Origin of the sequence: Nocardia sp. NPDC050697 (genome assembly GCF_040654395.1) — a bacterium.
In the GTDB taxonomy this organism is placed as follows: Bacteria; Actinomycetota; Actinomycetes; order Mycobacteriales; family Mycobacteriaceae; genus Nocardia.
Window position 1 is genome coordinate 1 of record NZ_JBFAHY010000011.1, and the last position, 20,148, is coordinate 20,148.

The 20,148-nt window shown below is 73.8% G+C and carries 15 protein-coding genes and 1 pseudogene; 10 read left to right on the forward strand and 6 right to left on the reverse strand.

Translation table 11 applies throughout. The features are described 5' to 3' along the window. Positions 1-219: 219 nt before the first annotated feature. On the reverse strand, positions 220-633 hold the full coding sequence (locus AB0H71_RS29870; RefSeq protein ID WP_011207424.1) for a DUF5319 domain-containing protein: 414 nt from the start codon (positions 631-633) through the stop codon (positions 220-222). 276 nt (positions 634-909) lie between these two features. On the opposite strand from AB0H71_RS29870, the gene guaB reads away from it, so the two are divergent. Together guaB and AB0H71_RS29880 are read left to right on the forward strand one after the other, a co-directional pair. After that, the gene (gene guaB / locus AB0H71_RS29875; protein WP_084505111.1) at positions 910-2,454 is read left to right on the forward strand and encodes an IMP dehydrogenase; all 1,545 of its coding nucleotides are present in this window, start codon (positions 910-912) and stop codon (positions 2,452-2,454) included. Positions 2,455-2,707: 253 nt separating this feature from the next. Next, positions 2,708-3,868 carry a GuaB3 family IMP dehydrogenase-related protein gene (locus tag AB0H71_RS29880; RefSeq protein ID WP_357027440.1) on the forward strand — a complete coding sequence of 387 codons (1,161 nt, stop codon included), beginning with the start codon at positions 2,708-2,710 and terminating at the stop codon, positions 3,866-3,868. On the opposite strand, the gene AB0H71_RS29885 is transcribed toward AB0H71_RS29880, so the two are convergent. Continuing rightward, positions 3,828-4,652 (reverse strand): alpha/beta hydrolase, encoded by an 825-nt coding sequence (locus tag AB0H71_RS29885; protein WP_357027443.1) that lies wholly within the window; start codon positions 4,650-4,652, stop codon positions 3,828-3,830. The two genes, AB0H71_RS29880 and AB0H71_RS29885, sit on opposite strands and share 41 nt — an antisense overlap. 66 nt (positions 4,653-4,718) lie before the next feature. Between AB0H71_RS29885 and guaA the strand changes: the two genes are divergently transcribed. After that, positions 4,719-6,275 (forward strand): glutamine-hydrolyzing GMP synthase, encoded by a 1,557-nt coding sequence (gene guaA, locus AB0H71_RS29890; protein WP_357027446.1) that lies wholly within the window; start codon positions 4,719-4,721, stop codon positions 6,273-6,275. Positions 6,276-6,327: 52 nt separating this feature from the next. Here guaA and AB0H71_RS29895 read toward each other — a convergent pair whose 3' ends face one another. Next, complete coding sequence (locus AB0H71_RS29895) at positions 6,328-6,555, reverse strand: hypothetical protein (protein WP_357027449.1); 228 nt, start codon at positions 6,553-6,555, stop codon at positions 6,328-6,330. Further along, complete coding sequence (locus tag AB0H71_RS29900; protein WP_357027452.1) at positions 6,548-8,083, reverse strand: PspC domain-containing protein; 1,536 nt, start codon at positions 8,081-8,083, stop codon at positions 6,548-6,550. The genes AB0H71_RS29895 and AB0H71_RS29900 overlap by 8 nt, the downstream gene beginning before the upstream one ends. Positions 8,084-8,199: 116 nt before the next feature. Here AB0H71_RS29900 and AB0H71_RS29905 point away from each other — a divergent pair. Next, positions 8,200-9,429, forward strand: a pseudogene (locus AB0H71_RS29905) (PspC domain-containing protein); the annotation flags it as partial. 376 nt (positions 9,430-9,805) lie between these two features. Beyond that, entirely contained in the window at positions 9,806-10,441 is a 636-nt protein-coding gene (locus tag AB0H71_RS29910; RefSeq protein ID WP_357027905.1) for a response regulator transcription factor, read from the forward strand. 3 nt (positions 10,442-10,444) lie between these two features. Here the strand turns inward: AB0H71_RS29910 and AB0H71_RS29915 are convergent, their stop codons facing one another. Further along, positions 10,445-11,593, reverse strand: a complete 1,149-nt coding sequence (locus tag AB0H71_RS29915; protein WP_357027454.1) for a serine/threonine-protein kinase — start codon at positions 11,591-11,593, stop codon at positions 10,445-10,447. Between the two features lie 335 nt (positions 11,594-11,928). On the opposite strand from AB0H71_RS29915, the gene AB0H71_RS29920 reads away from it, so the two are divergent. Then, positions 11,929-13,491: a DNA polymerase Y family protein gene (locus AB0H71_RS29920; protein ID WP_357027457.1), complete on the forward strand. Its 1,563-nt coding sequence runs from the start codon at positions 11,929-11,931 to the stop codon at positions 13,489-13,491. A gap of 26 nt (positions 13,492-13,517) precedes the next feature. On the opposite strand, the gene AB0H71_RS29925 is transcribed toward AB0H71_RS29920, so the two are convergent. Continuing rightward, a complete protein-coding gene (locus AB0H71_RS29925; protein ID WP_357027459.1) occupies positions 13,518-14,438 on the reverse strand; it encodes an SDR family NAD(P)-dependent oxidoreductase in 921 nt (306 codons plus the stop codon). An 85-nt stretch (positions 14,439-14,523) separates the two neighbouring features. Here AB0H71_RS29925 and AB0H71_RS29930 point away from each other — a divergent pair, with 85 nt between their 5' ends. The 4 genes from AB0H71_RS29930 (at position 14,524) to AB0H71_RS29945 (ending at position 20,148) form a co-directional block, all read left to right on the forward strand. Then, positions 14,524-14,958, forward strand: a complete 435-nt coding sequence (locus AB0H71_RS29930) for a MarR family transcriptional regulator (protein ID WP_357027462.1) — start codon at positions 14,524-14,526, stop codon at positions 14,956-14,958. Next, positions 14,958-16,148: an epoxide hydrolase family protein gene (locus AB0H71_RS29935; protein ID WP_357027465.1), complete on the forward strand. Its 1,191-nt coding sequence runs from the start codon at positions 14,958-14,960 to the stop codon at positions 16,146-16,148. Before AB0H71_RS29930 ends, AB0H71_RS29935 begins: the two co-directional genes overlap by 1 nt. 79 nt (positions 16,149-16,227) lie before the next feature. Beyond that, on the forward strand, positions 16,228-16,680 hold the full coding sequence (locus AB0H71_RS29940) for a hypothetical protein (RefSeq protein WP_357027468.1): 453 nt from the start codon (positions 16,228-16,230) through the stop codon (positions 16,678-16,680). A gap of 3 nt (positions 16,681-16,683) precedes the next feature. After that, complete coding sequence (locus tag AB0H71_RS29945) at positions 16,684-20,148, forward strand: error-prone DNA polymerase (protein WP_357027471.1); 3,465 nt, start codon at positions 16,684-16,686, stop codon at positions 20,146-20,148.

Here is a 20,148-nt window from a genome sequence, read left to right on the forward strand (position 1 = left end):
TTTAACGCCCCGCGGGCGGGGGGGGGTTTTGGGGCACTTGGGGGTCCCGCGTCGGCCGCCCTCTCCCCCGTGCTCCCCCGCATTGCTTCGGCCGCCGGACGCGGGACGGGCCGCAAACCCGGTGTGGGCTCGTCTGCGACGTCGTGGAGTTAGGCGGGGTGTGCGTGGCCCGCTTCGGAGTCGGCGCGCTCGGTGGGCGCGCCGTTGGTGTTTCTCGTCTCAGCTGTCGAAGCCGTCGAACCCGTCGCCGTGGAAGGCCTCGTTCATCGAGGCGTCCGCGTATCCCCGGCAGTAATCCCAGGTGACGTAGGCCTCCGGGGTCGGGTCGTAGGCGGGCTCGTGCGGGCGGACGGTGCCGTCGACGAGCAGTTGCAGCAGATTCGCGCGGAGCATGTCCCAGTCGTGGTAGTGATCCTGCCTGCAATCCTCGCAGCTGACCACGAGTCCGCGGATCCCGCGGTGCGCCAGCAGGGCTTCGTAGACAGCGAGGTCGGCGAGATCTTCCTCGACCGCGAGGCGCTCATGGGGATCCAGCGGCTCGCCGGGCTCGATGGCATCGAGCGCGGCGGACGGGTCGGAGGGGTCTCCGGCGAAGGGATCCGGCGGCAAGCCAGGTGGTAGATGGTCACGCACATCCCCACGGTACGCAGAACAGGTGGGTCTGCGCCAGCGGTGCGCCGGGCAAGTTTCCCGGGCGGACCGACTGGAACATCGCGTTCACCCGACCGATACCATAGGCGAAAGGCACTGGCGAACCCCGCGCAGCTCGGCGTATTTACGGAAGCCGTCCGTATCGCCCGCCGCATCCGGGGCGTCCGGCGCCGCTACCGTCCATCCGCTTCACACCGCCGCGGCGCCGGTTCCGACCCGGCTCCCGGTGCCTTCGACGTCCAGGAGGGGTCGATCCGAATGAGTAATCCCGTACCGGGCGAACGACTCGCCGCTCGCCCTCATACGGGGGGTGACGATCCGAACAAGATCGCCATGCTCGGTCTCACATTCGACGACGTGCTGCTGCTGCCCGCGGCGTCGGACCTCATTCCCAGCTCGGTGGAGACCTCGAGCAGGCTGTCCCGCGAGATCCGGCTGCGCACTCCGCTGGTCAGCTCGGCGATGGACACCGTCACCGAGGCGCGGATGGCGATCGCCATGGCCCGCGCGGGCGGGATGGGCGTGCTGCACCGCAACCTCTCCGGCGCCGATCAGGCCGCCCAGGTGGAGACGGTCAAGCGCTCCGAGGCGGGGATGGTGACCGACCCGGTCACCTGCCGCCCGACCGACACCCTCGCCGAGGTGGACGCCATGTGCGCCCGCTTCCGGATCTCCGGCCTTCCCGTGGTGGACGAGCAGGGCGCGCTGGTCGGCATCATCACCAACCGCGACATGCGGTTCGAGGTGGACCAGAACCGCAGGGTCGCCGACGTCATGACCAAGGCGCCGCTGATCACCGCGCAGGAGGGCGTCACCGCGGAGGCGGCGCTCGGGCTGCTGCGCAGGCACAAGGTGGAGAAGCTGCCGATCGTGGACGGCGGCGGCAGGCTGCGCGGCCTGATCACCGTGAAGGACTTCGTCAAGACCGATCAATATCCGAACGCCACCAAGGACCGGGACGGCAGGCTGCTGGTCGGCGCCGCAGTCGGCGTCGGTGAGGATGCCTGGTCGCGCGCCATGACGCTGGCCGACGCCGGGGTGGACGTGCTGGTGGTCGACACCGCGCACGGCCACCAGGCCCAGGTGCTGCAGATGGTGACCAAGGTGAAGACCGAGGTCGGCGAGCGAATCCAGATCGTCGGCGGCAATGTGGCGACGCGGGCGGGCGCGCAGGCGCTGGTCGACGCGGGCGCGGACGCGGTGAAGGTCGGCGTCGGCCCCGGCTCGATCTGCACCACCCGCGTGGTCGCCGGCGTCGGCGCCCCCCAGATCACCGCGATCCTGGAGGCGGTGTCGGTCTGCGGCCCCGCCGGTGTGCCGGTGATCGCCGACGGCGGCATCCAGTTCTCCGGCGATATCGCCAAGGCCATCGCCGCGGGCGCCTCCACCGTCATGCTCGGCTCGCTGCTCGCCGGCACCGCGGAATCCCCCGGCGAACTCATCCTGGTCGGCGGCAAGCAGTTCAAGAGCTACCGCGGCATGGGCTCGCTCGGCGCCATGCAGGGCCGCGGCCAGGCCAAGAGCTTCTCCAAGGACCGCTACTTCCAGGACGACGTCCTCGCCGAGGACAAACTGGTCCCCGAGGGCATCGAGGGCAGGGTTCCTTTCCGCGGCCCGGTGAACCAGGTGATCCACCAGCTCGTCGGCGGCCTCCGCGCCGCCATGGGCTACACCGGCTCGCAGAACATCCCGCACCTGCAGAACGCCCAGTTCGTCCAGATCACCGCGGCCGGGCTGAAGGAAAGCCACCCCCACGACATCACCATGACCGTCGAGGCCCCCAACTACACCGGCCGCGGCTAAGCTCTACCCCGGTCTTCCGCAAAGGCCGGGGTAGAACCATGTCCGCCCCCGCCACACCCCCCCGGGGCGGCACCCCCGGGTCAACATCCGGATCCACGGCGACGTCGTAGACGAGCCCACAACGGGTTTGCGGCCCGTCCCGCGTTCGGCGGCCGAAGCAATGCGGCGCAGCCGCGAGTCTCGGCCGCCGAACGCGGGACCCCGAAGGGCCGCAAACCCCGCCCGCGCCAGCGGGCAGAAAGGCACAGCACTTATGCGCGACATGGTGGAAATCGGCATGGGCCGGACCGCTCGCCGGACGTACGACCTGGACGACGTCGATATCGTCCCGTCGCGGCGCACCCGGTCGTCCAAGCAGGTGTCGCTGCACTGGCAGCTGGACGCCTACCGCTTCGACATCCCCGTGGTCGCCCACCCCACCGACGCCCTGGTCTCGCCGGAGTTCGCGATCGAGCTCGGCAAGCTCGGCGGCCTCGGCGTGATCAACGGCGAGGGGCTCTGGGCCAGGCACGCCGATGTCGAGGCCAGGATCGAGCAGCTCACCGAGCTGGCGTCCGACGGCCCGTCCGACCGCGCCGTCGCCCTGCTGCAGGAGCTGCACGCCGCCCCGATGCAGCCGGACCTGCTGGCCGCCGCGGTGGCGCAGGTGCGCGCGGCGGGCGTGACGGTCGCCGTCCGGGTGAGCCCGCAGAACGCCCGCGCCCTCACCCCCGCGCTGGTGCAGGCCGGGGTGGACCTGCTTGTGGTGCACGGCACCATCATCTCGGCGGAGCACGTGAGCGAGGGCGAGCCGCTCAACCTCAAGACCTTCATCGCGGAGCTGGACGTCCCGGTGGTGGCGGGCGGGGTGAGCGATCATCGCACCGCGCTGCACCTCATGCGGACCGGCGCGGCGGGCGTGATCGTCGGCTACGGCTCGTACCCGGGCGCGACCACGACCGGCGAGGTGCTGGGGATCGGGGTGCCGATGGCGACCGCGATCGCGGACGCGGCGGCGGCCAGGCGGGACTACCTGGACGAGACCGGCGGCCGGTACGTGCACGTGATCGCGGACGGCGATGTCTCGACCTCCGGCCAGCTGGCCAAGGCGATCGCCTGCGGCGCGGACGCCGCGGTGCTCGGGGTGCCGCTGGCGCTGGCCGCGGAGGCGCCGGGCCGCGGCTGGTACTGGCCGTCGGCGGCGGCGCACCCCTCGGTGCCGCGCGGCGCGCTGCTGGATGTGGACGACCCGTGGGACGCGGGCGGCGCCGATCCGGAGCGCGAGCGGCCGAGCCTGCACCGGGTGCTCTTCGGCCCGTCGGACGACCCGTTCGGCTCGCTGAACCTGGTGGGCGGGTTGGCCCGGTCGATGGCGAAGGCCGGGTACTCCGATCTCAAGGAATTCCAGAAGGTCGGGCTGACGGTCCGGGCCTGAGCGCGGTGTGTGCCCGGAGGAACCGGCCGAGCGCGGTGTTCACCGGCTCCGGGTGGGTCATGGTGACGGCGAGCCGGGCGCCGTCGATCTCCAGGTAGGTGGAGCGGGGCAGCCCGAGCGCGAGTTCGCGGGCCCGCGCCCTGGTGATGCCGCTCTCGGTGGCGTGGATCACCAGGGCGGGGCAGGTGATCTCGCCGAGCCGCTCGGCGACCGAGTCGCGGGCCAGCACGCAGCCCGCGGCCACCTCGATGTCCCTTCGGCCCTGGCCGAGCCAGCGCCTGGTCCAGATGGCGCGGTACCAGTCGTCGTCGCCGATGAGCCAGCGGGCGAGCTGCTGCGCGGCCCGCTCCCTGGATGCCTCGTCGTACCAGAGGTCGAGGAAACGCAGTGTGGCGATGGACTGTTCGCGGCTGAGGCCTCCTGCCTCGGTGCTGATCAGCACCAGCCCGGCCACCCGCTCCGGGGCGAGCAGCGCGGTGCGCAGCGCGATGAAGCCGCCCTGCGCGGTGCCGCCGACCACCGCGCGCTCCACCCCGATGTGGTCGAGCACGGTGAGGGCGTCGCGGGCGGCGGTCCAGAAGGTGAAGGGAAGGTGCTGGTCACGGGTGCGGCCGTGGCCGCGCGCGTCCCAGCAGACGATGCGGAACTCCGGGGCGAGGGCGGCCTGCTGCGCGGCGAACATCGTTCGGTCCATGAAGAATTCGTGCGCCAGCAGAACGACCGGCCCGGTGCCCCCGCTGTCCTCGTAGTGGATGTCGGCGTCTATCGCACGGGCGAACGGCACGCCGATGAGGATAGCCAGCGGCGCGGGGGTGCACGGGGCGATTCGCGCGCTCACTAAACTGGGCGGGTGGCAGATACCCAGAGCCCTGTTCTCGTCGTCGACTTCGGCGCGCAGTACGCCCAGCTGATCGCCCGCCGGGTGCGCGAGGCGCGCGTCTTCTCCGAGGTGGTTCCGCACACCATCACGGTGGCGGAGATCGCCGAGAAGAAGCCGGCCGCGGTCATCCTGTCGGGCGGCCCGTCCAGCGTGTACGCCGACGGCGCGCCGCGGCTGGATGCCGGGCTGTTCGACCTCGGGGTCCCGGTCTTCGGCATCTGCTACGGCTTCCAGGCGATGGCGCAGGCGCTCGGCGGCACCGTCGCGCACACCGGGACCAGGGAGTACGGCCGCACCGAGCTGAATATCGACGGCGGTGTGCTGCACGGCGGGCTGCCCGCGGTGCAGCCGGTCTGGATGAGCCACGGCGACGCGGTGACCGACGCCCCCGACGGCTTCACCGTCACCGGGACGACGGCGGGCGCGCCGGTCGCGGCCTTCGAGGATCGGGCGCGGCGGCTGGCCGGGGTGCAGTACCACCCCGAGGTGCTGCACTCGCCGCACGGCCAGCAGGTGCTGAGCCGGTTCCTGCACGAGCTGGCCGGGATCCCGGCGGGCTGGACCCCGGCCAATATCGCGGAGTCGCTGATCGGCGCGGTGCGCGAGCAGATCGGCGACGGCACCGCCATCTGCGGCCTCTCCGGCGGGGTGGACAGCGCGGTGGCGGCGGCCCTGGTGCAGCGGGCCATCGGTGATCGCCTGACCTGTGTCTTCGTCGACCACGGGCTGCTGCGGGCCGGGGAGCGCGAGCAGGTGCAGCAGGACTTCGTCGCCTCCACCGGCGCGAAGCTGGTGACGGTGGACGCGGTGGACAAGTTCCTCGGCGAGCTGAAGGGCGTCACCGACCCGGAGGAGAAGCGGAAGATCATCGGCCGGGAGTTCATCCGGTCCTTCGAGGACGCGGTGACCGGGATCGTGGCGGATCAGGGCGGGAGCGTGGAGTTCCTGGTGCAGGGCACGCTCTACCCGGACGTGGTGGAGTCCGGCGGCGGCAGCGGCACCGCGAACATCAAATCGCACCACAATGTCGGCGGGCTGCCGGACGATCTGGAGTTCGCCCTGGTGGAGCCGTTGCGGCTGCTCTTCAAGGACGAGGTGCGCGCGGTCGGGCGCGAGCTCGGGCTGCCCGAGGAGATCGTCGGCCGCCAGCCCTTCCCCGGCCCCGGCCTCGCCATCCGGATCGTCGGCGAGGTGACCGGCGACCGGCTGGCCACGCTGCGCCAGGCCGACGCCATCGCCCGCGAGGAGCTCACCGCGGCCGGGCTGGACGGGCAGATCTGGCAGTGCCCGGTGGTGCTGCTCGCGGATGTGCGCAGCGTCGGTGTGCAGGGCGACGGCCGCACCTACGGCCACCCCATCGTGCTGCGCCCGGTGACCAGCGAGGACGCCATGACCGCGGACTGGACCCGGCTGCCGTACGAGGTGCTGGAGCGCATCTCCACCCGGATCACCAACGAGGTCGCCGAGGTGAACCGGGTCGTGCTCGACGTGACGAGCAAGCCGCCGGGCACCATCGAATGGGAGTGACGCGGAACGGGCGCCGCCCCCGATAGGAGCGGCGCCCGTCTCCGGCGCTGCCTCAGTCCTTCTTGTTCCGCCCGCGCGGGAGCACCAGCAGGATGCCCGCCACGATGGCCACGGTGACCGCCGTCCAGCCGAGCGGGATGATGTCCGCCGCGCTCGCGGCGCTCGGGCCGGCGAGCGCCCAGATGCTGATCGCCAGCGCGATCAGCCCGGACACCAGCATGGACATCGACAGCCCGCCGCGGCGCCGCCTGCGGCACGGAGCCTCGGTGTGATCAGCCACGGCGCACCTCCACGTTTCCGGCGACGATATCGATATTCAGGTCGAGCACCGGCGCGCCCGGGGTGGCCGGGCCGCTGATGCCGGGGACGCAGTTGGACTCGCCCATGGTGGTGGCGCAGGTCATGTTCACGGTGAGGTCGGCCGGGAGCAGCACCTCGGCCTCGCCCATCCGCACCTCCAGCGCCACCGCGCGGTTCTCGGTGAGCGCGAGTTGGCGCAGGTCGAGCGTGGCATTGCCCATGTTCACCCGGTAGGCGGGTTCCAGGGCGCTCGCCGAGGCGGCGCTCCAGGCGTGCTCGCCCATGGCGGCGCGGTCGAACTCCATCGGGCCGATGAGCGAAGCCAGCAGGACGAACCCGGCCACCGGGACCGTCACCAGGAAGAGGCCGTAGCCGCGGCGCAGGAAGGCACCGACCACCAGGCCGACGCCGAGTACCGCCAGCGCGGCGGCGCCGATCCGGGCCGGGGTCATCCACTCGGCGCCCGCCGCCGCGACGGCGCCCGCCGCGCCCGCGGCCAGGATGGCGAGGCCGATGGTGACCGGGGTGAGGCGGGAGCGCGGGCGGCGCTCGGGGGTGACGACCGGTGCCTTGGCCGGGGTGGGTTCGGGGAGGTCCCAGGCGAGGGGGGCGACGCCGAGCGGGTCCCAGGAGGGGGGAACCGGGGTGGTGAAGGGGTGGGCGGCCGCCGGGGTCGGCTCCTTGGTGAGGTTCGGGCGGGCGGTGCTGCTCGAGGAGCCGGTCGCGCTGTCCGCGGGCTCGCTCGAGGGAGTCCCGGCTTCGCCGAAAGCCGTGCCCGCCTTGCCGCTGGCCGTGTCGGCCTCGCCGTCGGCGATCCCGGCTTCGCCGGTGCCGGTGCCGGACTGCCCGGGGGCGTCCGCGTCGAGCCGCTCCTCCGGCGCCTCCGCGCGCAGCGGCGTGGTCCGCGCCGCATCGGGCTCCGGCGCGTAGAACTCCGGGAGCTTGGTGTACGGGCTGTACGGCCCCGGATCGGCCCGGAACATGTCACCGACCGAACGCAGCGGCGCCCCCGCCGGGAACACCCCGGGATACCCGGTGGCCGGGAAACCACCGAGCGCGGACTCGGGCCCGGGCAACCCGAGCGGCGGCTCCGGCTGCCGCAGGTGCAGCAACCACCACCCGCCGAGCATGAGCGCCATGCTGATCAGCCCGGACCCCCCGAGCCCGACGCCGATCGGCCCCATGGTGCTCACCGCGATGGCGAGCGCGACGATCAGCACCACCGTCTTGGTCTGCGACTGCGACTTGTCCAGCAGCGAGCGCGGGGGCACGCCCGGGTCGCCCGCATCGTCGAGCATCAGCCAGGCCAGCAGGTAGAGCACCACACCTGCCCCGCCGAAGAGCGTCGACACCACGAACGCGATCCGCACCAGGACCGGGTCGATGTCGTAGCGCCTGCCGAAGCCGGCGGCGACGCCGGCGACCGGGCCCTGGCGCGACATCCGGACCGGCCGGGTCTGCCACAACTGCTGGAGCTGGTCTCCGATGCTCGTCTTCATGCTTTCCATGGTGGCGAGACCTGGGCTTTCGCGCATCGGGGGTAACCCTGAATCGCTGCCCGGAGCCGGGGCATCAGGGTGTTTCCCGATGTCGCGGCGCCCGGCGGCGTGCCACCATCGGAACCATGTCACCCGCCACCGCCGCCCCCGTGCCCACCGAGCGGCAGTCCCCGCCGCGGCTGGTGCGGCGCACCGGCGGCCGGGTGATCGGCGGGGTCGCGGGCGGCATCGCGGACCACCTCGGCATCCGGGTCTTCCAGGTGCGGATGGCCTTCGTGCTGCTCTCCGCGCTGGCCGGGGCCGGCATCTTCGGCTACGGCCTGCTCTGGCTCTTCACCCCGGCCGGGGCGGACACCGAGGAGGCCTCCGGCGAGGAGCGGCGGCAGGCGGTCGGGCTGGTGCTGCTCGGCATCGGGCTCGCGGTGGCGGTGTCCTGGCTGTTCAGCGGGCGGGTCGCGGGCATCGTGGCGCCCATCGTGGTGGTGGCGGTCGGCGCCGCGCTGGTCTGGCGCGAGTACGACGCCGAGGGCAGCGGCCCGCGCTCGCTGCTCGGGCTGCCCGCCAAGCCGACGGTGATCACCTGGTCCCGCATCATCTCGGGGGTCACCCTGGTCGTGGTCGGGCTCGGCGTCGTCGTGCTGGCCCGGATCGATCTCGGCTCGCTCGGCCCGGCGCTGCTCGCGGTCGGGGTCACGCTGGTCGGGGCCGGGCTGCTCACCGTCCCGCTCTGGCTCAAGACGGTGCGCGCGCTGAACGCCGAGCGCGCCGCCCGCATCCGCAACGAGGAGCGCGAGGAGATCGCCTCGCACCTGCACGACTCCGTGCTGCAGACGCTCGCGCTCATCCAGCGCCAGGCGGCCGACCCGCAGGAGGTGCTGCGGCTGGCCCGCAGCCAGGAGCGGGAGCTGCGGCGCTGGCTCTTCGAGGACGCGGGCCCGGCGCAGTCCAGCCTGGCCGCCGCGCTGCGCACCATCGCGGGCGAGGTGGAGGATCAGCACGGGGTGAAGGTGACCCCGGTGACCGTCGGCGACGTCAGCATGGATGTCGGCGAAACCGGGAGCGGGCTGCCCAAGGAGCACTTCACCGCGCTGCTCGGGGCGGGCCGGGAGGCGCTGGTGAACGCGGCCAAGCACGCGGGCGTCCCGGAGATCGACCTCTTCGCCGAGGCGGAGCCGCACCAGGTCAGCGTGTTCGTCCGGGATCGGGGCGTCGGCTTCGACCCGGACGACGTCCCGGCCGATCGGCAGGGGCTGGCGCGCTCGGTGCGCGCCCGGATCGAGCGCCGCGGCGGCACCGTCGAGGTGCGCTCCACCCCCGGTCGCGGCACCGAGGTGCGGATCGTCATGCCGCGCAGCGATTCCGGGGTGGCGGCGGAGGGCGAGCCCGGCGCCGGGTCCGGCGATGCGGTAGGGGGCGCCACAGTAGCGGGCGCCCCGGCGGCGCATGCCTCGGGCGCGGGAACACCTGGGCACGCGGGTGCCTCGGCGGCGGATGCCCCGGTGCCGGATGCCCCCGTGCCGGATGCCCCGGCGCCGGACGCCTCGGCCGCCGATGCCGCCACCGCACGGTTCCCGCTGCGCGCGGATGGGGCGGCCGAGACCACGCCGTTCCCGCTGGGCGCGGCGGCGCCGGACCCCGAGCGGGCGGTCCCGTTCCGGCCCGGCCCCGCGGCCCGGCCGTGAGCTCCCCGGTGCATGATGGCTCCGTGACGAGGAGGAGTAACCGGTGAGTGTGCGCGTCTTTCTGGTCGACGATCACGCCGTTTTCCGGTCGGGGGTCCGGGCCGAGCTGGGGCGGGAGGCCGATATGGAGGTGATCGGCGAGGCGGGCGGCGTCGCCGACGCGGTCTCCGGCATCAATACCGCCAGGCCCGATGTGGTGCTGCTGGATGTGCACATGCCGGACGGCGGCGGGGTCGCGGTGCTCAACGGCATCGACGACGGCCCGGTCTGCCTGGCGCTCAGCGTCTCGGATGCCGCCGAGGACGTCATCGCGGTGATCAGGGCCGGTGCCCGCGGCTACGTCACCAAGACCATCTCCGGCGCCGAGCTCGCCGCGGGCATCCGCCGGGTGGCCGGCGGCGACGCCGTCTTCAGCCCGCGGCTCGCCGGGTTCGTGCTCGACTCCTTCACCGGCCGCTCCCCGGTCCCGGAGCCGCCGCTCGACCCCGAGCTGGATTCGCTCACCCCGCGCGAGCTGGAGGTGCTGCGGCTGCTCGCCCGCGGCTACACCTACCGGGAGATCGCCGAGGCGCTCTTCATCTCGGTGAAGACGGTGGAGACGCACGCCTCGAACGTGCTTCGGAAGACCCAGCAGTCCAACCGCAACGCGCTGACCCGCTGGGCGCACCGCCGCCGGATCGACTGACCCCTACAGCGCGACGATGATGATCGCGATCACCAGCACCAGCCCGATGAGCAGCCCGGCGGCGACCGCGAGCGGCGCGCCGGGGTTGCTGGTGAAGCCGCTGCCGCCGGTGGTGCCGGTGCCGAGCCGCTGCTGGTGCTGCGGCGCCGCCTGCGCCCCCGCGTGCTGCCGGTGCGGGCGGGGCAGCGGGGCGGAGTGCGGGCTGCGCAGCCCGGAGGCCGAGTTGCGGGCGGCCCAGGCCGGAATGGTGCCGTCCTCGGTGCGCACCGGCGCGCCGAGGATGTAGGGGGCGGTGCCGGGGCCGAAGGCGGCGGTGAGGATCTCGTCGCGCGCCTCGGCCATGCTCGGGCGGCGCTGCGGGGCGGGCTCCATCATGTGCAGCAGCGCGTTGGTGAGCACGCCGCTGCGGGTGGGCGGGATGATCTGCGCCATGGCGGCCCTGGCCACGACGGCGTCGCTGTCGTCGTCGAAGCCGAAGGGCGGCTGGCCTTCGATGGCGGTGTAGAGCGTCGCGCCGAGCGAGAAGACGTCGCTCGCGGTGGTCGGCGCCGCGCCGCGCGCCACCTCGGGCGGGAGGTAGGCGGGGGTGCCGGTGATGATGCCGTCCTGGTGGTCGGCGGGGTCGCCCGCGCCGCTGGAGATGCCGAAGTCGCTGAGCTTGGCCTTGCCCACCTCGGGGCCGCGGTCGGCGACCAGGATATTGCCCGGCTTGATATCGCGGTGCACGATGCCCGCCGCGTGCGCGGTGGCCAGCGCGTCCGCCACCTGCGCGCCGATCTGCGCCACCTCCACCGGGGGGAGCGCCTCCACCAGCGCCAGCGCCCGCGCGACGCTGCGCGAGGGCAGGTGCTCCATCACCAGCCAGGGCTCGCCCGCCTCCAGCACCACGTCGTAGACCGCGATGGCGTGCTCGTGCGAGAGCTTCGCCGCCACCCGGCCCTCGTGCATGATCTGCTCCCGCACCTCGCGCGCCGTCGCCTCGTCCAGCCCCGCCGTCGTGAGCACCTGCTTGATCGCCACATCGCGGTTCAGCAGCCGGTCGAGCGCCAGCCACACGGCGCCCATCCCGCCGCCGCCGATCTTCGACTGGAGCCGGTATCGGCCGGCCACCAGGTAGTCCGGGCCGATGATGGGGCGGGGGCGATCGATCATGGTGTGCAGGGTAGTCGAAAGCTCTGGTAGGCGACCTGATTCGGGGTCGGGGTGCAGTGGGCGTCCGGTTCGGGCAGCGGAGCCGACCCGGGGTCCGCTTCCCCCCGGCGCCACTCGAACGTATATTCGATTGCGGATCGATAGCTGGCAACCGGAGGTGAGCGTTACATGGACAGTTCCCGCCACCTCTGGCCACGTTTGCTCGACCCCGCCCCGTTCGGTTCGCGGCCCGTCTCGCGTCCGGCGGCCGAAGCAATGCGGCCCAGCCGCGAGTCTCGGCCGCCGGACGCGAGACCCCGAAGGGCCGCGAACCCGGCCCGCCGGAGGCGGGCCCAATGAAACACAGACAGCTTGCGCTGTGGTGTCCCGACTGGCCCGCTGTTGCCGCGGCCTCCGTGGCCGGGATTCCGGCGCATCGGCCGGCGGCGGTGCTGGCCGCGAATCGGGTCGTCGCGTGTACCGCGACCGCAAGGGCGGCCGGGGTCCGGCGCGGCCTGCGCCGCCGCGAGGCCCAGGCCCGCTGCCCGGAGATCTTCCTGGCCAGGGAGGACCAGGACCGCGACGCCCGCCTCTTCGAGCCGATCGTCACCGCGGTGGAGGCGACGGTGCCCGGCGTCGAGGTGCTGCGCCCCGGCCTGCTCGTGCTGGCCGCCCGCGGCGCCGCCCGCTACTTCGGCTCCGAGGAGGCGGCGGCCGAGCGGCTGGTGGACGCGGTGGCGGCGGCGGGTGCGGAGGCCGCGGCCGGCATCGCCGACTCGCTCTCCACCGCCGTGCTCGCCGCCCGCCGCGGCGCCATCGTCGCGCCCGGCGGCGGCGCCGAGTTCCTGGCCCCGCTCCCGGTGGCCGAGCTGGCGGCCGAGCCGGGCGCCGACGCGAAGTACCGCGCCGACCTGGTCGACCTGCTGCACCGCCTCGGGCTGCGCCGGATCGGCGATTTCGCCGCGCTCACCCCGGCCGAGATCGCCTCCCGCTTCGGCGCCGACGCCATCGCCGCGCACCGCTGCGCCCGCGCGCTGCCGGAGCGCACCGTCTCCGCGCGCCGCCCGCCGCCGGAGTTCACCGTGGTCTACCGCTGCGACCCGCCGATCGACCGGGTGGACGCCGCCGCCTTCGCCGGCCGCATGCTCGCCACCCGGCTGCACGCCGCGCTCGCCGCGGCGGGCACCGCCTGCACCCGCCTGGTGGTGAGCGCGGAAACCGAAGCGGGCGAGGAGCTCTCGCGGGTCTGGCGCTGCGCCGAGCCGCTCACCGCCGCCGGGACGGCGGACCGGGTGCGCTGGCAACTTGACGGCTGGCTCACGCACCGCTCCCGCCCCACCGGCCCGATCACCGTGCTCCGGCTGGAGCCGAGCGAGGTGGTGCCCGCCGGGGCGCTGCAGCTCGGGCTGTGGGGCGGGTCGGGGGAGACCGAGGGGCAGGCGCGGCGCGCGCTCATCCGGGTGCAGGGGCTGCTCGGCGGCGAGGCGGTGCAGTTCGGGGTGCTCAGCGGCGGCCGCGGGCCGGGGGAGCGGGTGACCATGGTGGCGCTCGGCGACGAGCGGGTGCCCGCCGCCGATCCGGCGCTGCCCTGGCCGGGCCGGCTGCCCGAGCCCGCGCCCGGTGTCGTGCTCGTCGATCAGCCCGCGGTGCTGCTGGAGGCGGCCGACGGCGCCGCGGTCGAGGTCACCGAGCGCGGCGTCTTCAGCACCGCCCCGGCCCGGCTGCGCTGGGGCAGCCGGGAGTGGGCGCTGGCGGGCTGGGCCGGGCCGTGGCCGGTGGACGAGCGCTGGTGGGCGCCGGGCTCGGCGACGGTCCGCGCCCGCGCGCAGGTCCGGCTGGACGGCGAGCCCGCCGAGGCCAGGGTGCTGCTGCTCGCCTACCGCGACCGCGGGTGGTGCGCCGAGGGCGTCTACGCCTGACGCTTACAGCCCCGCCGAGCGCCGGATCACCAGTGCGTGCCCGGCACCCAGCGCCCGACCCGGCGCAGCGCGGTCCCCGTGACCCGCAGCGGCGCCGAACGCGAGCGCGCGGGCTCGGCCCACCCCGAATCCTGCTCCGGCGCCTCGCCGTTCTCACCCTTGGCGGCGGGCGAATCGGGCAGCGCCCGGTAGTACCTATGCAGAATGCGATCCCGCAGCTTGGGGGTGAGTAGCGCCCCGTACTCGGCAATGGTGCCGAGCGGCACATCGATCCGCCGCGGCCGCTCGACCAGCGCCCGCACGATGGTCGCGGCCGCCCACTCCGGCGTCTCGGCGGGCCCCTGGTTCCCGCTCGGCGCGATCATCGGGGTGCGCACCAGCGGCATGTGGATGGTCGTGAAGGTGACCCCGTCCGCCATCGTCTCCACCGCCGCCACCTCGGTGAACTTGTCCAGCGCCGCCTTGCTGGCCAGGTAGGCGGCGAAGCGCGGGGTCGCCACCTGCACCCCGGCGCTGCTGATGTTCACGATGTGCCCGAAGCGCCGCTCGCGCATCTGCGGCAGCAGCGCGAGGGTGAGCCGGAGCGCGCCGAAGTAGTTCACCGCCATGGTGCGCTCGAAATCGTGCAGCCGGTCGGTGGAGCGGTGGATCGCCCGCCGGATGGAGCGGCCCGCATTGTTGACCAGCATGTCCACGTGGCCGTGGTCGCGCTGGATGGCGAAGACCGTGCGCTCCACCGACTCGGTCTCGGTGATGTCGCAGGGGTAGCCGTACGCGTCGCCGCCGGCCGCGCGCACCTCGGCGACCGCCTCGTCCAGCTCGTCCGCGCGCCGGGCCAGCAGGAACACGGTCGCCCCCTTGGCCGCGACGGCGAGCGCGGCGGCCCGCCCGATCCCGGAGGAGGCCCCGGTGATGAGCACGTGGCGGCCGGTCAGAGTTTCACCCATGGGCTGAACTTACTCCCAAGTAAGATGCCCTGCCAAGAACAGATTTCAATGAGAAACTTATATAAGTTTCTGCTAGAAAGGGGGCGTGCCCGACCTCGACCCCGCCGAGCTGACCGCCGTCATGGAGCAGTTCACCCGGATGTTCATCCGCCTGCCCGAGGTGCAGCAGCGCAGCTTTACCACGCTCTCCGTGCTGCACACGCTGGCCGGGCGCGGCCCGCAGCGGCTCTCCGCGCTCACCGCGGGCGAGCAGGTCACCCAGCCCGCCATCACCCAGATCGTGGCCAAGCTGGAGCGCGACGGCCTGGTGGCGCGCGACCCCGACCCCAGCGACGGCCGCGCGGTGCTGGTCCGGATCACCCCGCGCGGCGCGGCGGCGGTGACCGGCAGGCGCACCGCGCGGGTCGCGCGGATGGCCGAGCTGGTCGCCCGGCTGGAGCCGGAGCACCGCGCCGCGCTGACCGCCGCGCTCCCCGCCCTGGCCCGGCTGGCCGAACTCGACGACGAACGGAGCCGGTGATGGAGAGCACCCCCATCCACGTCCCCGACGCGGTGCTCGACGACCTCGGGCAGCGGCTCGCCCTGACCCGCAGGGCCGCCGTCCCCGGCGACGGCTACGGCGTCTCCGGTGACTACCTGCACGAGCTGTGCGAGTACTGGCGCACCGAGTACGACTGGCGCGCCGCCGAAACCGCGCTGAACCGCTACGACCACCATCGGGTCACCATCGACGGCGTCCCGGTGCACTTCCTGCGCAGGCCGGGCACCGGCCCCGCGCCGAGACCGCTGATCCTCACGCACGGCTGGCCGTGGACCTTCTGGCACTGGTCCCGTGTGCTGGAGCCGCTGGCCGACCCCGGCGCGCACGGCGGCGACCCGGCCGACGCCTTCGACCTGATCGTCCCCTCGCTCCCCGGCTTCGGCTTCTCCGGCCCGCTCGACCGCGCCGACCTCAACTTCTGGAAGATCGCCGAGCTCTGGCACACGCTGATGACCGAGGTGCTCGGCTTCGAGCGCTACGCCGCCGCCGGCTGCGACGTCGGGGCACTGGTCACCGCGCAGCTCGGGCACCGCTACCCGGACGAGCTGTACGGCATCCACATCGGCTCCGGGCAGCCGCTCACGCTCTTCAACGGCGACCGCGGCTGGGACGTCAGCGGCGGCAGGCCCATCCCGGACGACCTGCCCGCCCCCGCCTGCGACCGGCTCATCGCCCTCGAGCACCGCTTCGCCGTGCACCTGGCCGCGCACACGCTGGCCCCGGACACCCTGGCGCACGCCCTCGCCGACTCGCCCGCGGGCATGCTGGCCTGGATCCTGGAGCGCTGGACCTCGTGGAGCGACTGCGGCGGCGAGGTCGAGCGCGCCTTCCCGCGCGACGACCTGCTCACGCACGCCACGATCTACTGGGTCACCAACTCCATCGGCACCTCCATGCGCACCTACGCCAACAACAACCGCTACCCCTGGACACCTACGCACGACCGCAGCCCGGTGGTCGGGGTGCCGACCGGGGTGACGCTGGTGGCGCACGAGAACCCGCCCGGCGTCTCCACCGCCGAGCGCGCCGCCTGGTTCCGCGCCACCAGGGCCGAGTGGTACTGGCTGGAAGAGGTCACCGTGCATCCGCGCGGCGGCCACTTCATTCCCTGGGAGATCCCCGGTGAATGGGTCGCTGACCTGCGGCGAACCTTTCGGCGGGCGCGCTGATGCGCGGATAGCCGCGACGTTGCGAACAGATGTTCGATCTGCACTCGAAACGTTCGAACACATGTGCGATACTCGGCGCATGGCGGACGATCGGATGGCGGATATCTACGCCGCGGTGCGGCTCGGAGGTGTGGACCGGGTGGCAGCGCGACGCGCGCTCATGGAGGTCTGGGAGGAGCTCGGCGAGGACGGTGATCCCGTGCAGCGGTGCGTGGTCGCGCACCACCTCGCCGACGTCCAGGACTGCGCGGAGGACGCGCTGTACTGGGATCAGCGGGCGCTGGCGGCGGTCTTCGCCTACGGCGTCCCGCTGGACGAGGGGCTACGCGGCTTCCTCCCCTCGCTCTACCTGAACCTGGCCGACAGCCAGCGCCGGACCGGCGATTTCGAGTCGGCCCGGATGCAGCTCACCATCGCGCGCGGGCATCTCGACGTGCTGGCCCACGACGCGTACGGCGACATCATCCGGTCCGGGCTGGAGCACGTGGAGCAGGCGCTCGCGGCCGGCTCCACCGAGCGGCTCTCGGCCTGAGCCGTGGGCTGGGATCACGGCCCGCCCAGCTGGGCGGAGATGGAGCGGGTGCTCTCCGGGCGGTCGGGGCGCACCGACCCGGCGGCCATGTACCCGGGCGACGGCGGCGACAGCCCGGCGTGGTCGCGCCGGCGCGGCGAGTACCGGGCCGGGCCGGCGGCGCCCGCGGGCGCCGCGGTGCCCTACGCGGAGCTGCACGCGCACTCGGCGTACAGCTTCCTGGACGGCGCCGTGCACCCCGAGGAGCTGGTGGAGGAGGCCGTGCGGCTCGGCCTCTCGGGGCTCGCGCTGACCGACCACAACGGCTTCTACGGCACCGTGCGCTTCGCCGAGGCGGCCAAGGAGTGGGGGCTGCCCACCGTCTTCGGCGTCGAGCTCTCGCTCGGCTCCGCGCCGGAGCGGGGGCGTCCCCCGGTCGCCGGCTGCGGCGCGCGGCGCAGCGACCGCTCGGGGGGTGGCCCCGCCCTGCGCAGCCGCGGCGCGCGGGGTCCGGCGGTCGAGGCCGCGCCGACCGGGGGAGCGGTCGGCGGGCACGCGGACGCCCCCGATTCCGCGCCGCGCACCGGCGAGCCCGACCCGGCCGGCCCGCACCTGCTGGTCCTGGCCCGCGGCGCCGAGGGGTACCGCAGGCTCTCCCGCGAGGTCGCCGCCGCGCACCTGGCGGCGGGCGAGAAGGGCATCCTTCGCTACGACCTGGACGCGCTCACCGCCGCGGCGGGCGGGCACTGGCACATCCTCACCGGCTGCCGTAAAGGCACGGTGCGCCGCGCCCTCTCCCTCGACGTGCTCGCCCGCGACACCCGCACCCCGCGCGCCGAGGCCGCGCTGCGCGACCTGGTGGAGCGCTTCGGCGCCGATCGGGTGAGCGTCGAGCTCACCCACCACGGCATCCCGGAGGACGACGAGCGCAATGCCCTGCTCATCGCCCTCGCCGACCGGGTGGGGCTCCCCGTGCTCGCCACCACCGGGGCGCACTTCGCCGCCCCCGCGCACCGCCGCCGCGCCATGGCGCTGGCCGCCATCCGGGCCAACCGCGGGCTGGACGAGATGGCGGGCTGGCTGGCCGCGGCGGGCGGTGCGCACCTGCGCTCCGGCGCCGAGCTGGCCGAGCTCTTCGCCGACTGCCCGGCCGCGGTGGCGCACGCCGCCGAGCTGGGCCGCGAGTGCGCCTTCGACCTGCGGCTCATCGCCCCCACGCTGCCCCCCTTCGAGGTCCCGCCCGGCCACGACGAGCTGTCCTGGCTGCGCGAGCTGAGCTATCGGGGGGCGGCGCGGCGCTACGGCCCGCGCGCGGGGAACGAGCCCGCCTACGCGCAGATCGAGCACGAGCTGGCGGTGATCGGCCGGATGAAGTTCCCCGGCTACTTCCTGGTGGTGCACGACATCGTGGATTTCTGCCACCGCAACGGCATCCTCTGCCAGGGCAGGGGCTCGGCGGCGAACTCCGCCGTCTGTTACGCCATCGGCATCACCAATGTCGACCCGGTCGGCAACCACCTGCTCTTCGAGCGCTTCCTCGCCCCCGAGCGGGACGGCCCGCCCGACATCGACCTCGATATCGAGTCCGACCGCAGGGAGGAGGCCATCCAGCACGTCTACGCCAGGTACGGCCGGGAGAACGCGGCGCAGGTGGCGAATGTGATCACCTACCGCGGCAAGTCGGCGGTGCGGGACGCCGCGCGGGCGCTCGGCTTCTCCCCCGGCCAGCAGGACGCCTGGAGCAAACAGGTGAGCCGGTGGTCCGGGGTCGCCGCCGAGACCGGCACCGACATCCCCGCCGACGTGCTCGAGCTCGCCGCCGAGCTGGAGGGGCTGCCCCGGCACCTCGGCATCCACTCCGGCGGCATGGTGATCTGCGACCGGCCGATCGCCGACGTCTGCCCGGTGGAGTGGGCCCGGATGGCGGGCCGCAGCGTGCTGCAGTGGGACAAGGACGACTGCGCCGCCATCAACCTGGTGAAGTTCGACCTGCTCGGGCTCGGCATGCTCTCCGCGCTGCACTACATGATCGACCTGGTGCGCGAGCACATCGGCGAGACCGTGGAGCTGCACGCCATCGACCTCGGCGAGCCCGCCGTCTACGCCATGCTGACCAGGGCCGATTCGGTGGGCGTCTTCCAGGTGGAGTCGCGCGCGCAGATGGCGACGCTGCCCCGGCTGAAGCCGCGCGAGTTCTACGACCTGGTGGTCGAGGTCGCGCTCATCCGCCCCGGCCCGATCCAGGGCGGCTCGGTGCACCCCTACATCCGCCGCCGCAACGGCGAGCCCTACGAACTCGACCACGAGGCGCTGCGCCCCACCCTCGACCGCACCTACGGGGTGCCGCTCTTCCAGGAGCAGCTCATGCAGCTCGCCGTCGACGTCGCCGGGTTCACCGCCGCCGAGGCCGACGAGCTGCGCCGGGCCATGGGCTCCAAGCGCTCCAGGGCCAGGATGGAGCGGCTCAAGGATCGGCTCTTCGCCGGAATGCGGAAGCAGCACGGCATCACCGGCGAGGTGGCCGAGCGGATCTACGAGCAGATGTACGCCTTCGCCAATTTCGGCTTCCCGGAGAGCCATTCGCAGAGCTTCGCGGCGCTGGTCTTCTACTCCGCATGGTTCAAGCTGCACTACCCGGCGGCGTTCTGCGCCGGGCTGCTGCGCGCCCAGCCCATGGGGTTCTACTCGCCGCAGTCGCTGGTCGCCGATGCCCGCAGGCACGGGGTGGCGGTGCACGGCCCGGACGTGAACGCCAGCCGCGCCGAGCCCACCCTGGAGCAGCGCGGCACCGAGGTGCGGCTGGGGCTGGCCGCGGTGCGGCACATCGGCGACGAGCTGGCCGCCCGGATCGTCGCCGCCCGCGACAGCGACGGCCCCTACACCTCCTTCACCGACCTCACCGGCCGCGTCGAACTCACCGTGCCGCAGGCGGAGTCGCTGGCCACCGCGGGCGCGCTCGGCGCACTGGCCGGGCCGCGCCGCTCGGCGCTCTGGGCGGCGGGCGCCGCGGCGGGGGAGCGGCCGGACCGGCTGCCCGGCATCGGCGCCGCCACCGCCGCGCCCTCGCTGCCCGGCATGAGCGGGCTGGAGCTGGCCGCCGCCGACGTCTGGGCCACCGGCGTCTCCCCGGACAGCTACCCCACCGAGTTCCTCCGCGCCTACCTGGACAGCCTCGACGTGCGCCCCGCCGCCGGGCTGCTCGCGGTGCGCGACGGCACCCGGGTGCTGGTGGCGGGCGCGGTGACGCACCGGCAGCGCCCCGCCACCGCGGGCGGGGTGACCTTCATGAACCTGGAGGACGAGACCGGCATGGTGAACGTGGTCTGCTCGGTGGGGCTGTGGCAGCGGCACCGCCGGCTCGCGCAGAGCGCCTCCGCGCTGATCGTGCGCGGCCTCGTGCAGAACGCCGAGGGCGCGGTGAGCGTGGTCGCCGAGCATCTCCAGCCGCTGGACCTGCGGATGGCATCGAAGTCGCGGGACTTCCGATAG

Coding starts and splice junctions, on each gene's coding strand:
- guaB (WP_084505111.1), top strand. CDS start 910: ATGAGTAATCCCGTACCGGGCGAACGACTCGCCGCTCGCCCTCATACG.
- AB0H71_RS29880 (WP_357027440.1), top strand. CDS start 2,708: ATGCGCGACATGGTGGAAATCGGCATGGGCCGGACCGCTCGCCGGACG.
- AB0H71_RS29900 (WP_357027452.1), bottom strand. CDS start 8,083: ATGGAAAGCATGAAGACGAGCATCGGAGACCAGCTCCAGCAGTTGTGG.
- AB0H71_RS29915 (WP_357027454.1), bottom strand. CDS start 11,593: ATGATCGATCGCCCCCGCCCCATCATCGGCCCGGACTACCTGGTGGCC.
- AB0H71_RS29920 (WP_357027457.1), top strand. CDS start 11,929: ATGAAACACAGACAGCTTGCGCTGTGGTGTCCCGACTGGCCCGCTGTT.
- AB0H71_RS29925 (WP_357027459.1), bottom strand. CDS start 14,438: ATGGGTGAAACTCTGACCGGCCGCCACGTGCTCATCACCGGGGCCTCC.
- AB0H71_RS29935 (WP_357027465.1), top strand. CDS start 14,958: ATGGAGAGCACCCCCATCCACGTCCCCGACGCGGTGCTCGACGACCTC.
- AB0H71_RS29940 (WP_357027468.1), top strand. CDS start 16,228: ATGGCGGACGATCGGATGGCGGATATCTACGCCGCGGTGCGGCTCGGA.